At 48.5% G+C, this 14,704-nt stretch carries 10 protein-coding genes and 1 CRISPR repeat array (1 of these 11 only partly in view); of the genes, 2 read left to right on the top strand and 8 right to left on the bottom strand.

The annotated features are described in order from the left end of the window. Nucleotides 1–23: 23 nt before the first annotated feature. From purQ to ACFSUS_RS05110, 7 genes are all read right to left on the bottom strand, one after another. Nucleotides 24–710 (bottom strand): phosphoribosylformylglycinamidine synthase subunit PurQ, encoded by a 687-nt coding sequence (gene purQ / locus ACFSUS_RS05140; RefSeq protein WP_381520019.1) that lies wholly within the window; start codon nt 708–710, stop codon nt 24–26. 90 nt (nt 711–800) lie between these two features. Further along, nucleotides 801–1,742: a bifunctional metallophosphatase/5'-nucleotidase gene (locus tag ACFSUS_RS05135; protein ID WP_381520017.1), complete on the bottom strand. Its 942-nt coding sequence runs from the start codon at nt 1,740–1,742 to the stop codon at nt 801–803. Continuing rightward, entirely contained in the window at nt 1,720–2,460 is a 741-nt protein-coding gene (locus tag ACFSUS_RS05130) for a 5'-nucleotidase C-terminal domain-containing protein (protein ID WP_381520014.1), read from the bottom strand. The genes ACFSUS_RS05135 and ACFSUS_RS05130 overlap by 23 nt, the downstream gene beginning before the upstream one ends. Nucleotides 2,461–2,520: 60 nt before the next feature. Continuing rightward, nucleotides 2,521–4,188: a M1 family metallopeptidase gene (locus ACFSUS_RS05125; RefSeq protein ID WP_381520011.1), complete on the bottom strand. Its 1,668-nt coding sequence runs from the start codon at nt 4,186–4,188 to the stop codon at nt 2,521–2,523. A 46-nt stretch (nt 4,189–4,234) separates the two neighbouring features. Beyond that, the gene (locus ACFSUS_RS05120) at nt 4,235–5,383 is read right to left on the bottom strand and encodes a hypothetical protein (RefSeq protein ID WP_381520009.1); all 1,149 of its coding nucleotides are present in this window, start codon (nt 5,381–5,383) and stop codon (nt 4,235–4,237) included. Nucleotides 5,384–5,615: 232 nt separating this feature from the next. Then, entirely contained in the window at nt 5,616–6,926 is a 1,311-nt protein-coding gene (ahcY, locus tag ACFSUS_RS05115) for an adenosylhomocysteinase (RefSeq protein ID WP_381520006.1), read from the bottom strand. Nucleotides 6,927–7,068: 142 nt separating this feature from the next. After that, nucleotides 7,069–7,530: a RidA family protein gene (locus tag ACFSUS_RS05110; RefSeq protein ID WP_381520003.1), complete on the bottom strand. Its 462-nt coding sequence runs from the start codon at nt 7,528–7,530 to the stop codon at nt 7,069–7,071. A gap of 119 nt (nt 7,531–7,649) precedes the next feature. Here ACFSUS_RS05110 and ACFSUS_RS05105 point away from each other — a divergent pair, with 119 nt between their 5' ends. Together ACFSUS_RS05105 and ACFSUS_RS05100 are read left to right on the top strand one after the other, a co-directional pair. Then, nucleotides 7,650–7,781 (top strand): hypothetical protein, encoded by a 132-nt coding sequence (locus tag ACFSUS_RS05105; RefSeq protein ID WP_381520001.1) that lies wholly within the window; start codon nt 7,650–7,652, stop codon nt 7,779–7,781. Between the two features lie 5 nt (nt 7,782–7,786). Beyond that, nucleotides 7,787–8,266 carry a GNAT family N-acetyltransferase gene (locus ACFSUS_RS05100; RefSeq protein ID WP_381519998.1) on the top strand — a complete coding sequence of 160 codons (480 nt, stop codon included), beginning with the start codon at nt 7,787–7,789 and terminating at the stop codon, nt 8,264–8,266. A 182-nt stretch (nt 8,267–8,448) separates the two neighbouring features. Here ACFSUS_RS05100 and ACFSUS_RS05095 read toward each other — a convergent pair whose 3' ends face one another. Then, a complete protein-coding gene (locus tag ACFSUS_RS05095) occupies nt 8,449–9,858 on the bottom strand; it encodes an arylsulfatase (RefSeq protein WP_381519996.1) in 1,410 nt (469 codons plus the stop codon). A 75-nt stretch (nt 9,859–9,933) separates the two neighbouring features. Next, nucleotides 9,934–14,704: direct repeats of the CRISPR family, unit length 30 nt; unit sequence ATTTCAATTCCACTACGGTACGATTAGAAG; it runs 7,883 nt beyond the window's last position.

Raw genomic sequence — 14,704 nt, 5'->3', positions numbered from 1 at the left:
TAAGTGATTGTATAAAGAAAGATCTACACTAAAACAGCCTTCAAAATCTGGTCGAGGATGAGTCGGCCATCGGTATTATTAAGGGCAGGATCAGCCGCCCGCTCAGGGTGTGGCATCATGCCAAATACGTTTTTGCCTTTGTTGGTTACACCCGCAATGTTCTCCAGACTACCGTTTGGGTTGGCAGCTTCGGTAACCGCTCCGGTTTCGTCGCAGTAACGGAACAGTACCTGCCCGTTGTCGTTTAATTCTTTAAGTGTATCGGCATCGGCAAAATAGCGGCCTTCGCCATGAGCCATCGGAATTTTGTAGGCAGCCCGGTCCAGACCAGCGGTTAACAAGGCATCGGGTGATTGAGGAGTCAAAAAAACGTTCTTGCAGATGTACTGCTGGTTCGCATTCTGAAGTAACACACCCGGAACGAGCCGGGCTTCGGCCAGAATCTGGAAACCGTTGCAAATACCCATCAGATACCCACCCCGATTGGCATGAGCAATAACTTCATTCATGATAGGCGAAAACCGTGCTACGGCTCCCGTGCGGAGGTAATCACCGTACGAAAAGCCACCTGGTAAAATGATAAAGTCACAACCCTGCAGGTCGTGGTCTTTGTGCCAGAGTTTAACGACCTCCTGGTCCATGAGTTCCAGCGTATCAACCGCGTCCTGATCGCAGTTAGAGCCGGGGAAAACAACAACGCCGAATTTCATTAGTGAAAGAGTGAATGAGCGAAAGGGCGAAAAAAGTAGTATCAACCACTTACTCGTTCTTTCACTCGTTGATTTACAAAAATACAAACTTTATTTCACCTCGACTGACTGCCCTGCTACGTTTGCCTTGCCCCGCTCGAAGGTTAAGTCAATTCGACCGAGGTTAATACCAGCAAATCCAACCTGGTTAATCCAGACCGGTTGCCCGTCGAGGTTGTTAACGGCCACCGGGGCGTCCAGAAACGTGTGTGTATGCCCACCAATGATGAGGTCAATGTTGCGCGTGCGTGCCGCCAATACGTTGTCCGAAACCGTTGGGCCGTCGTATTTGAAGCCAAGGTGTGACAAGCAAACAACGTAATCACATTTTTTCTCGTTCCGAAGCCGGGTGGCCATGTCACTGCCAACTTCGATGGGATCAAGGTACTTTGTTTCGCGGTAAGCATCTTTCGGAATAAGCCCCTCGGGCTGAATGCCTACTCCGAACACACCTACCCGAACGCCATTGGGCGTAAAGACTTTGTAGGGCATTGTCCGGCCGTCGAGCACAGTGTTTTTAAAGTCGTAGTTCGCAATTAAGATTGGAAACTTGGCTTTGCCGAACTGCGTAACCATGTTGTCGATGCCGCCATCGAAGTCGTGGTTCCCGATCGTACCGGCATCGTAGCCAAGCTGGTTCATGGCCAGAATTTCGGGCTCGCCTTTGTAGAGGTTAAAATAAGGCGTTCCCTGAAATATATCGCCCGCGTCGAACAGTAATACGTTCTCTTGCTCTTTTCTGATTTTTTGGATGAGCGTGGCCCGACGCGCAATGCCGCCTTTGCCCGCGTTCCGGCTGCCGTCCATAGGAAACGGATCTAATCGGCTATGCACATCGTTGGTGTGCAGAATCGTTAATGATGTCGATTTGAGCTGAGGGTTAAATCCGGCATGGCCAGCCCCAGCGAGCAGATCGGGGGTCACGGAGCCAACAACGGCGGCTGTTCCGAGTAATTTTAGAAATTGGCGTCTATTCGATGCTGATGCGTCCATCGGAAAGCGGATTAATGGGTTGACCTGTTTTGCCCTGCTGCCGGAAGTAATCAATCAGAGCGTCGCGGATGAGATAATTAATGTTTTCGCGCTTTACGGGGTTTTTCAGAAAACCGGCATTGTCGCCCCCCTCAGCTACGTAGTCGCTCATGGCCACCGTATACGTTTCGTTGGGCTGCAACGTACGGCCGTTGGTGAACTGAACGGATTGCACCTTGCCTTCATGAATTTTAGCCCGTAACCCACCGATGACTAGCTTATTGCCATCGGCAAAGTGATTAAGCAGCTGTTGCATCATAGTACCCGTCACCGTCAGGACGACCAACTGATTGTCGAACGGCATAACTTCGAAAATAGAGCCGGTCGTGATGTTTCCCTCGGGTAAATTGTTACGAATACCTCCGTAATTGAGGTGAGCGCAGTCAATGGGTTTGCCATAGCGTTGGCTGGCCTGTTGCAGCAGCGCATCCGTTAAGAGGTCGTTGAGTGGTCCTTCGGGTTGTCCTTTTTCAATGCGACCCGTTGAACGCGTCAACACCTCGTTCATAGTTTTATCCAGACCCTGGCGGTAAGGCTTCAAAAAATTAGCAACGCCACTGTCGGCCGGCGCCGTTACCGAGTCGACCCCAATGCGATTCGCCGTTCGATTGGTTAGGTGATAGCCCGTGTTACAGGCCGATAAACCAGCCAGCGCTATCAGCAAAAAATATTTTTTCATACGTATATGCAAGTTCGGAAAGTCTGATCAACGCTACGTTAACAAACCATTATAAAGTCACTACTCTACGGCTATAGACCGCACATTGAACAGGCCAATGTCAGTATTGACCGTTACTCCACCGACCGATTTAATCCGGGTAATCGTCCATTCCTGAGTAGGTCGGATGGTTTGCCAGTTACCCGCCCCCACGCGAACCTCAACGGGCAGATCAAATCCATTCGCGTCGGCTACCCAGCGATGACTAATTTCAAGTTCATCAGCGCTTTTGGCATTGACCTTATATTCCAGCGTTGGCAGACTGGCGTAATGCAGGTATTGATCGAACAAAGGTTTAAGATTAACCCCTGTTTTCTGGCATAAGAAATTAACCACCTCGTCCGTACTAACCACGGAGCGCTGCTTTTCCACCGCCAGTGCTTTGAGAGCCGCAAACCAGGTGGCATCGTTGCCCACGGCGAAGCGGAGCGTGTGCAACATCCACGAACCCTTGTAATAAATGTCAGTATCTTTCTGGTCGGCGTTGACGTCCATCGGACCAATCATGGGATACTTGTTCTGAATGAGTTTGCGTTGCGTGCGCAGATAGTCGATTGTTCTGGGTAGCCCCTGCGTACACTCCATAAACAGGGCTTCGCTATAGGTTGTAAACGACTCATGAATCCACATTTCGGCATGGTCGGCGCAACTCAGGCTATTGCCGAAGTATTCGTGGCCACTCTCATGAATGATGATGAAATCGAAGCCAAACGGGTTATTTTTGTATATGTTTCCGTAGGCGACAGCACTCTGGTGTTCCATGCCCCAGTACGGTGTCTCGACTAGTTTATAGCCATCGCGCCAGAACGGGTATTTGCCAAAATGGGTCTCGTAGCAAGCCAGCATGGTTTTTACCTGCTCGAAATGCACCTTAGCCTTTTCAACGTTGGCTGGTAAGACATAATAATCCAGGGCCAGTTTCTGACCATCCTTAGCCGTGTACGTATCGGAAAAATGAGCGTAATCGGTAATGTTCAGCGTTACGTTGTAATTGTTGATTGGGTAATGTACAAACCACGTCCATTCGGTTTGTTTACCGTCTTTAGTCGGCTTCTGGCTGACGAATTTGCCGTTTGATACGCAGGTGAGGCCTTTGGGGACCCGGCATTGAATACGCATCGAGTCAGGCTCGTCGGAAAGGTGATCTTTATTGGGCCACCACAAACTCGCGCCGATCCGTTCGCAGGCTACCGTCACCCAGTCGGCATTCTTGGCCGTCGTTGAATCCTTCCGCCAGACAAAGCCACCATCCCAGGGCGCATTCCGAGCAATATGCGGATTGCCGGCATATGTAATGATAAGTTCATGCATTTGCCCAACTGCCTGCGCATCGTTCATTGTGATGAAAATGGCGTCGCCGTCGCGGACATATGTAAGTGGTTTTTTACCCTGGGTAATCGACTTTACCTGCATGTTGGCAAATAAATCGACCTGCATGCGCCGAAACGGTTCGACAACTTTGTAACGGATGGTATTGCTGCCCTCAATCCGTTTAGCGGCTGGGTTAACACTCAGACTAAGATCGTAGAACGTTACGTCGTAGCAGGTACGCTCGGGGCGTAGGCTACCCCGTAGTGAGTCGGCATGGGTAAAGCGTTCGGGGAGCGCCGATGTTGACTGCGCCAGACCAGGAGAAATAGAAACAAAAGAAAGGAGCAGTCCGCAAGCTGCTTTACCAAATACATTCATGAATAAAGTCCGGGAATCGCTATAGAAAATTGATGAAAGTGACAGCTTAGTGCAGGTGATCGGGTAATACAATGACGGTGGGTTCGGGGCGGTAGCTGACTTTACGAATTCGGCCAAATCCGCCCAAGCCAATCTGTAAATTAATCAGCCCGCCCGAGAAAGGCTTTGAATCGAGCATAGGACTATACGAAATTTTCGTCCGCACAAACCAGAAGTTATCTTCCGATTGATCGGGCTTATCAGTGTTGTCGCCAAGCTTAATGTCGAATAATACCCCAATGTCTGGCGCGTGGTTTTGCAACGAAAAATCTTTGTAGCGTTCGTCATTCCGATCGCCCGGGAGCAGATTCAGCAAGCGATAGCCAATGTAGGGAATCAGTCGGGTACGGGGCGAATCGTATGCTACCCGGCCAAAGCCTATTTCTACTAGAGTTGGACTAACGCGCATGCCCGTTTCCCAGGATTGATTTTTGTAAGAGAAACCCGACCGGATGGTGCCGTTATAGAGGGTTGGATAAAGCAGAAACATCGTCCGGCCTACAGCAATGTCTATTCCCAGGGCGGCACCTGCCGATGTGCCAAGCGTTTGTGCCAAAGGGCCAGTCGATAAGGCCGCCCCTGCCCCCAAAAATATACCATAGCCTACCTTTGACGAGCGATAAGTTGTTATCAGGTCGGGCGTACTGTAGAGACGTTGCACCACCTGCCGTTGCCAGCGCTGTAAAGCGGGTAAGTCGTCGCCACCACCCGTTTCGGCCCTGAACCGATTAACTTCGGCGCCTAGCTCGGCGTTGGTTAGGTACTCGATCTGCTTTGCCTTGTTCTTGAACTGCCGATCGGTGCCCAGGGCAATCAGTTTCGCTTTCATCTGGCGCGTATGCACTTCAACCAGATCGAACAGCACCTGATTGTAAGCCAGCGTGCGTTCATTGCGGGCCGTCTCTGATACCCACGATGTATTGCGGAACATCAGGCAAAAGGCATCAATAGCATGCTGGCTTCCCAGTGAGGTGGGCCGCACTTCGTAACCAATCTGGTAATAAAATTCTGAACCACCTAAGCCCGGCTGCGTTGGCGAATGAAAATCGGATAATTGCAGACGTCGGGTAGCGCTCCAGTGCAGCGTGTCGATCGTAGCCTGCTGCGCTAAGCAGAGCAGAGGAGACAGCATCAACAGCAGCAGCAAGCGGTTCATGAAAGGAAGCGGGCGAAAAGTACAAAGGTAACGAAGCCAGGAGATTGTAAACCAGCGGGTTCGTTATTGAATTGGAACAAATATAGTATAAAAATGCGCGGCTCCATTGCTGAAGCCGCGCGTATGTCTGAACTAGGATTTAGAGGATTTTAAAGATTAATAAGATTTTGTTTCCTACTGCTGAGAGTCTTTTGCAAAATCCTTTCAATCTTGTTAAAATCTTGGTTCAGACTTAGTACCGGTACATTTCTGATTTGAACGGACCTTCAACCGTTACGCCAATGTAATCAGCTTGCTCCTGCTCCAGCGGCTCCAGCTTAGCGCCAACGTGAGCAAGGTGTAAAGCCGCTACCTTCTCGTCCAGTTTCTTCGGCAGTACGTATACTTTGTTTTCGTACTTTTCCGAGTTCGCCCACAGCTCTAACTGCGCCAGGGTTTGGTTCGAGAACGAACACGACATCACAAACGATGGGTGACCCATAGCGCAGCCCAGGTTCACCAACCGGCCTTCGGCCAGCACGATGATTTCCTTGCCGTCTACTTCATACATGTCGACCTGTGGTTTGATCTGGCTCTTGCTGTGGCCGTAATTTTCGTTCAACCAGGCCATGTCGATCTCGTTGTCGAAGTGACCGATGTTGCAGACAATGGCTTTGTCACGCATGGCTTTGAAGTGCCGATCTTTAATGATGCGGACGTTACCCGTAGCCGTTACAAAGATCTGCGCGCGGGGAACGGCTTCATCCATAGGGACAACTTCGTAGCCATCCATAGCCGCCTGCAGGGCGCAGATCGGGTCAATTTCCGTTACCAATACGCGGCAACCAGCGCCCCGTAGCGACTCAGCTGAACCTTTACCCACGTCGCCGTAGCCAGCGACAACCGCTACCTTACCGGCCAGCATCAGGTCGGTAGCGCGACGGATGGCGTCAACCAGCGACTCACGGCAACCATATTTATTATCAAACTTCGACTTCGTTACCGAGTCGTTCACATTGATAGCAGGCAGGTGCAGCGTTCCGTTTTTCATCCGCTCGTACAGGCGGTGAACCCCCGTGGTCGTTTCTTCTGACAGACCTTTGATGCCCTGAATCAGCTCTGGGTATACGTCGAAGACCATGTTGGTCAGGTCGCCACCGTCGTCGAGGATCATGTTGAGTGGCTGACGATCTTCACCGAAGAACAATGTCTGTTCGATACACCAGTTAAATTCTTCTTCGTTCATGCCTTTCCAGGCGTACACCGGAATACCAGCAGCAGCAATGGCGGCAGCGGCATGGTCCTGCGTTGAGAAGATGTTACACGACGACCAGGTCACATCGGCGCCAAGCTCAACCAGCGTTTCGATCAGTACGGCCGTTTGGATGGTCATGTGAAGACACCCAGCAATGCGGGCACCCTGAAGCGGTTTCGACGGGCCATATTCGGCACGGAGGGCCATCAGACCGGGCATTTCGGCTTCGGCGAGCCGGATTTCCTTGCGGCCCCACTCGGCCAGCGCGATGTCCTTAACCTTGTAAGGGACGTACGTGGAGGTTTGCATACAGCAGTTTATAGTTTTCGGTTTACAATTCTCGACTTACAGTTTTTCAATGGAGAAACCAGTAGACCAGATTGTTTCCTTAGGAAAATGCAAATTTAAGATTCATTGCCGACAAAGACTAACCCTTAGCTCTATAGATTGCTCATTTTACTACGGCAATAGCCTCGATCTCAATCAAAACATCGCTGTCGTACAGCGCCTGAACACCCACGTAGGTACTCGCGGGCGGGTTTGGGCTCGTGTAATACTGGTTACGAACCTCCCGGACGATACCAATTTTTTCGGCGTCGGTGCCCACGACGTAGGTCGTAGTTTTGACCACATCAGCGAACGTAGCGCCGACGGCGGCCAGGGCTGTTTTCATGTTTTCGAACACCTGCCGGGTCTGGGCCCTGAAGTCGCTTTTGTGCATAATTTCGCCTTTCGAGTTGGCTGATACCTGACCCGAGATGTATACAGTTCGGCCACCCTGAGCCACTACCACCTGCGTGTAGCCTTTAGAAGCCGCCAAGGTAGGCGGGTTGATGTGCTGTATCTGCTGTGCCAGCAGGTTTGTGCAAAATAAAAGTAGAACAGTCAACAATTGACAAAAGCGGGTAAACATATGAGTAGAGTTGTTGATCAACACAAAGCTACTGTACAACAACGTAATAAGAATTTGCTGATCAGGGTCTTATTGACGACTTTGTACATAAATATAAACCCTGGCTTGACACGGCTTTTGTGGCTGTCAATCAGGAAATGCTGGCCAGGCAGACGCATAACTTGCTGGCGTCTCTTCTCGAAATGGAAACCCAACTGGCCGAACGCGCTTTTTTCGACCGCGTCCAGGATAAATTAACTCAATCGTCATAGTCATCATGAGCAACATTTCCATCATTCCGTACGCACCTGTATATCAACCCGATTTTAAACGGCTGAACGTCGAGTGGATTTCCCACTATTTCACGGTAGAGCCGCACGACCTTGAGCAGTTAGATCATCCCGAGATTCACGTATTGCCGAATCAGGGGCAAATATTCTTTGCTAAACGTCAGGTGGCGGACGATTCGGACAGGGGTATTGTAGGGTGCGTAGCCGTTGTTAACATGGGTGCGTTGGGTTTCGAGCTGGCTAAAATGGCGGTGTCACCATCAGCGCAGGGGCAGGGAATCGGTCGGATGCTGTGCGAAGCAGCCATTAATTACGCTCGGCAGATAGGCGTGAAAGCCTTATGGCTCGAATCGAACCGACGATTGACGCCCGCCCTGACGATGTACGAAAAGGTGGGCTTTCGGGAAGTGCCGCGCCTGGAAACGCCCTACGCCCGTGCCGATATCCGAATGGAAATGCGTTTATGAGCTAAAAAACGAATGTCTTATCCGGCGCAAGTGTAAAAGAAGGTCAGCCTTAACAAAACTAGTGCAGTGTAAGATTTTGTGTTCTTAGGCCAGACTTGTCTGGTATAGCGGTTGGCTGTAGCCTGAACGGCCACGCCTGGGCTACAGCCATTAGTTAAAATTATAAACAGGGTATTATCTTTCTACTGCTCCATGGCTGACCAGTTAAATTTATCGTTTTCGGCCGGGGTTTTGGACTGCTGCATCAGGGTAAGCATCGCTTTCACCCTGGTTGAATTTTTCGACGCTACGTTTTGGCGCTCGCCAACATCACGGCTCAACTCATATAGCTCCAGTACTTCCGGTTTACCCTTTTCTTTCAACCGGACAAGTTTCCAGTTACCCTGAACAACGGCCTCTTTCAGCGCGCCCTCGTTGAATTGCCAATACAGGTAATCGTGTTGCTTTTGCGGTTTGCCCGTCAGCGCCGGTACGAAGGAGAGGCCATCGTGTTTGGTAGGTGTGGGAGTTCCCGTCAACTGAGTAAACGTGGGCAGCATGTCCCAGAATGCCCAGATGTCGTCGTTAGTGCGACCGGCGGGTACGCGACCCGGCGCGCGGGCAATCATAGGCACGCGGATACCGCCTTCGTACATATCCCGTTTGATGCCCCGCAGTGGGCCATTGCTATCGAAATAGTCGGGGTCACCTCCCCCTTCTTTGTGCGGTCCGTTGTCGCTGGTGAAAAACACGTACGTATTATCATCAAGGCCTAATTCCTTCACTAACGCCAGCACCCGACCTACATCGCTATCCAGCTTGGTAATCATAGCGGCAAATGCAGCGTGGGGTTTCAATTGAGTGTGGTACGTACGGCGGTTTTGGTAGAACGGAGTTTCGGGACCAAACTTGCTGCTTCCGTCCGCGTTGAGGAACGGTTTCATATACTTCTCGGGTAATCCTAGTTCCGCGTGCGGAATCGTCACTGGCAGGTACAGAAAGAACGGCTCGTTTCGGTTGGCTTTAACGAATGCTAGCGCCCGATCCATGATCAGGTCATGGGAGTATTGAGTAGTGTCCATCGGTACCTTCCGAATCTGTCGGTTCTTCACCTCGAACAAATGATCCGTGTAGTAATTATGGGCATGGCGCTGATTCAGGTAGCCAAAGAACTCGTCGAACCCTTTGCGTTCGGGCGAGCCAGCATCGTCTTCGCGTCCGAGCCCCCATTTTCCAAACATGCCGGTTTTATAGCCATTGGCCTGCAAACGCTGTACTACTGTCGTATCCTGCTCGCGCAATGACACATCGCCATTACCACGAACGTAGGCATGCCCCATGTGCAGCCCCGTCATCAGGGCACAACGTGACGGTGCGCAAACCGTATTGCCGGAATAATGGCGTGTGAAGCGCGTGCCTTCTTTAGCCATCCGGTCGATGTTTGGCGTCGGTACTCGGCTGGACGGATTGTAGCAGGTCAGGTTTCCGTAGCCCAGATCATCTGCCATGATATAGATAATATTGGGCCGTTTTTTGGTTGGTGACTGTTGAGCCCAGCTAAAGCTGATGATAAGCAAACAAAGAAGCGAGAGGTAAGCGAATCGTCGGTACATAAGTTGAGAAGAGCTGTGAAAGCATATCAATGTGTTTATAAGATTTTACGATCAAATCACTACTCAAACAAACAGCTAACAATTCCACTACGGTACGATTAGAAGTTGAAGAGCGTATCCTGTTGTGTCCATCGGTCATCAATTTCAATTCCACTACGGTACGATTAGAAGCCTTAAAGGCGTACATGGCCGTGACGGCGGTGCCGAATTTCAATTCCACTACGGTACGATTAGAAGAAAACGATTCCTTCTCATCGCGTACTGGCTAACTAATTTCAATTCCACTACGGTACGATTAGAAGCGATATAGTAGCCACCCTGGAAGTAGCGACCGGCGAATTTCAATTCCACTACGGTACGATTAGAAGGTATTGCTTGGCCCCTAACCTTACCGAAATCTACCCATTTCAATTCCACTACGGTACGATTAGAAGGGTTTTTTTCAGGCATAAGTCACCCCTAACTGTACATATTTCAATTCCACTACGGTACGATTAGAAGTCGCATCATTTGCGGCTTTTCAACAACACCGTTCACATTTCAATTCCACTACGGTACGATTAGAAGCCGCTCAGATCATTGACGTGATTGGACAGGCTAGCTATTTCAATTCCACTACGGTACGATTAGAAGTCGTGGAACTACTACCGGCAAGGCCGGGACGAAGTAATTTCAATTCCACTACGGTACGATTAGAAGTATCAACCACCTGCTCGACGAGTTGAGCCAACAAAATTTCAATTCCACTACGGTACGATTAGAAGCGTAGCCGGCTACGTTATTGATCGAATCGACACAATTTCAATTCCACTACGGTACGATTAGAAGAGCCTAACTGAAATAGACATAACAGAAAATAAAATTAATTTCAATTCCACTACGGTACGATTAGAAGCTCGTAAGATTTACCAGCAACCTCTGTCGTGGCAAAATTTCAATTCCACTACGGTACGATTAGAAGTAGTGAGTTGTCGCAACTCAACAACTTGATGCCATATTTCAATTCCACTACGGTACGATTAGAAGGCCGTCACTCGTCTACCGGTAGCCATTGGCTGCCAGATTTCAATTCCACTACGGTACGATTAGAAGCACCCGACCCCCGGCTGGTACATATTCGAGATAGTATATTTCAATTCCACTACGGTACGATTAGAAGGCTGCTGCGATAGCTTGTATTCGTGGGCGTAGCTGTATTTCAATTCCACTACGGTACGATTAGAAGAGTACCGCGCTGGCTTACCGCCCGATATGACTAGCACATTTCAATTCCACTACGGTACGATTAGAAGTTCCATTTGTTTCGCGTTCAGTTTCACAAGTCGAGATTTCAATTCCACTACGGTACGATTAGAAGACATCTAAAGGGTTGCAAAACGCTCTCCATATATTTATTTCAATTCCACTACGGTACGATTAGAAGTTTTGACGCCTTCGCACGTAGCCAAAGTATTGATTGAATTTCAATTCCACTACGGTACGATTAGAAGTTTTGACGCCTTCGCACGTAGCCAAAGTATTGATTGAATTTCAATTCCACTACGGTACGATTAGAAGAGCCCCGTTAGCGTCTCTAATTAAAATCTCTAGCATATTTCAATTCCACTACGGTACGATTAGAAGCGATGCCCAACGTCCGGTTCGGGCTTTTTTATTTCTATTTCAATTCCACTACGGTACGATTAGAAGGGCTACTCGGTCGATACGTCGCCAGTCACTATACCAATTTCAATTCCACTACGGTACGATTAGAAGATCGATGCTAAGATTTTCTTCGTAGCCATTAAGCATATTTCAATTCCACTACGGTACGATTAGAAGCTTTTGGTCTTGAATGTATTTCTTAATGGTTTCCTCATTTCAATTCCACTACGGTACGATTAGAAGTAGCGGGTTTGACAGAAGAGGCCTGACCGCCTTTTAATTTCAATTCCACTACGGTACGATTAGAAGATCCATCCGGGCCACCACCTGTGCCCCCTCGTCAAATTTCAATTCCACTACGGTACGATTAGAAGCCGACCTGAGCGGTGCCGACCTGAGCGGTGCCAACCATTTCAATTCCACTACGGTACGATTAGAAGCATTAATGACCACTCCGGTCCCTTTGGCGTACCTGATTTCAATTCCACTACGGTACGATTAGAAGCCGGTTATTCAAGGTGAATGTTTTGCGTTTGAAGTATTTCAATTCCACTACGGTACGATTAGAAGGTACCAGAAATCATACAGCGGATTGTAAGGAATCAATTTCAATTCCACTACGGTACGATTAGAAGCCGGCTTACTGAATTAGATATGCCGGTTCAAACGGATTTCAATTCCACTACGGTACGATTAGAAGTTGGGCTCCAGTAAACGAACCTGCCCCCAATCAATATTTCAATTCCACTACGGTACGATTAGAAGTCCCCATCCGTGGCGTCGAGTTCCCCCCAACAACGCATTTCAATTCCACTACGGTACGATTAGAAGAGGAGAGAGGATGGAAGAACAGGTAAAAGCAATACAATTTCAATTCCACTACGGTACGATTAGAAGGTTTGGCGGGGAGCAGGGGCTGGGCCGTCTCGTCGGATTTCAATTCCACTACGGTACGATTAGAAGATGTACAATACGACCTGCTCTAACTGTTTAATGTCCATTTCAATTCCACTACGGTACGATTAGAAGGATGGAACCCACCCCAACGCGACCGGTCATGGTTATTTCAATTCCACTACGGTACGATTAGAAGCGGTTGGCTTTAATCTGCAACTCGTCGGCTAAATCCATTTCAATTCCACTACGGTACGATTAGAAGGTCGCAGCAGATCATTCCCGGCACGGGGCAAACCGATTTCAATTCCACTACGGTACGATTAGAAGGTATCGCCCCCGGCCAGGGGCACGGTTTCGAGGCCTATTTCAATTCCACTACGGTACGATTAGAAGAGGCTTTTTATCCCAACATCAATCCCAATACTATTCATTTCAATTCCACTACGGTACGATTAGAAGCCCGAAGCCGCTCGCTCATCCCTATAACATCGACATATTTCAATTCCACTACGGTACGATTAGAAGCCGAAACGCCCCTGGTCGAACAGTCATCATTCGAGAATTTCAATTCCACTACGGTACGATTAGAAGTGGAATTCGCCCGGAATGATGGCTTCGATACGTTATTTCAATTCCACTACGGTACGATTAGAAGATTTTTGAAGAGAACCTGTTTGCAAGGGGTCGTAAATTTCAATTCCACTACGGTACGATTAGAAGTACCTGTCCGGATCACCCGATGCCAAGTTAGATTTATTTCAATTCCACTACGGTACGATTAGAAGACGAAAGTGGTGAAGACTTGTTCGGAAACCCCCTCATTTCAATTCCACTACGGTACGATTAGAAGTAAACAGATCAATGTAGTTAACGCCGTACGTGTCGGATTTCAATTCCACTACGGTACGATTAGAAGAAGGATAGAATTTGGTTCGCTTTATTTCGTCGGTTAGATTTCAATTCCACTACGGTACGATTAGAAGATCCAATGTCTGTAGGACAAACGTGCTGATTTGCATTTCAATTCCACTACGGTACGATTAGAAGTTCGATTCGTGGCGACGTAAAGCCCGACCAATCAATATTTCAATTCCACTACGGTACGATTAGAAGCTTCGGGCAGGTTAAGAATGCTTTCATCCGGCTCTAATTTCAATTCCACTACGGTACGATTAGAAGCACGAACGGCCCCACGACGGCCCCTAACGTTATATATTTCAATTCCACTACGGTACGATTAGAAGAGCGTTTCGCCCTACGTCGTTGGCGATTCGGCTGTATTTCAATTCCACTACGGTACGATTAGAAGCGGTTTTCCGGCTGACCTGCGTTTGGATTTCCTGCATTTCAATTCCACTACGGTACGATTAGAAGCTACGGATTGCAGCCGGGCTTACTTCTTCTCACAAATTTCAATTCCACTACGGTACGATTAGAAGCCTTAACCCTCAGTTCAACGTCAGCGGCTTCGCCTTATTTCAATTCCACTACGGTACGATTAGAAGGATTTGGTACGGCCGCTCAAACACGCCTGGGAAGGATTTCAATTCCACTACGGTACGATTAGAAGCTCAATTTCTTCAAACGAGCGAAGGTCGAAGCTCAGGATTTCAATTCCACTACGGTACGATTAGAAGTAGCTCCTGTTTGAGTTGTTCGTTCATTGGATTAATATTTCAATTCCACTACGGTACGATTAGAAGGGCGGCTTAGCTCATTACCTGGTTTAATCTCTCACCATTTCAATTCCACTACGGTACGATTAGAAGCTCAGCTCGATCAAGACTATGACCGGCTCAATCCCATTTCAATTCCACTACGGTACGATTAGAAGCGTTGTTGTAGAAATTCTCAAAGACGGCTTTAACCATTTCAATTCCACTACGGTACGATTAGAAGATAGCGGCTTTGTAGGGCTGGTCGTTGGTATACCTTATTTCAATTCCACTACGGTACGATTAGAAGTTTTGAGTGCGTATTTTTTGGCGTATGCTTCGACGCATTTCAATTCCACTACGGTACGATTAGAAGAATTTTACTAGGTTATCTAAAAAATATGTAGTAACTATTTCAATTCCACTACGGTACGATTAGAAGACTTTTGGAGAGTAAAACTTAAGGCACGTACATTTAATTTCAATTCCACTACGGTACGATTAGAAGCATGCGACACCTGCCGGTGTTGGGTGTTAAATACATATTTCAATTCCACTACGGTACGATTAGAAGTGCCACCGCCGAAATTGCCGGTACTACAGCACGCATATTTCAATTCCACTACGGTACGATTAGAAGGCACGCGCCT

The organism is Spirosoma soli, assembly GCF_042684525.1.
In the GTDB taxonomy this organism is placed as follows: domain Bacteria; phylum Bacteroidota; class Bacteroidia; order Cytophagales; family Spirosomataceae; genus Spirosoma; species Spirosoma soli.
Note: the sequence above shows the minus strand (reverse complement) of the source record. Positions and strands in the feature narration are given on the sequence as shown.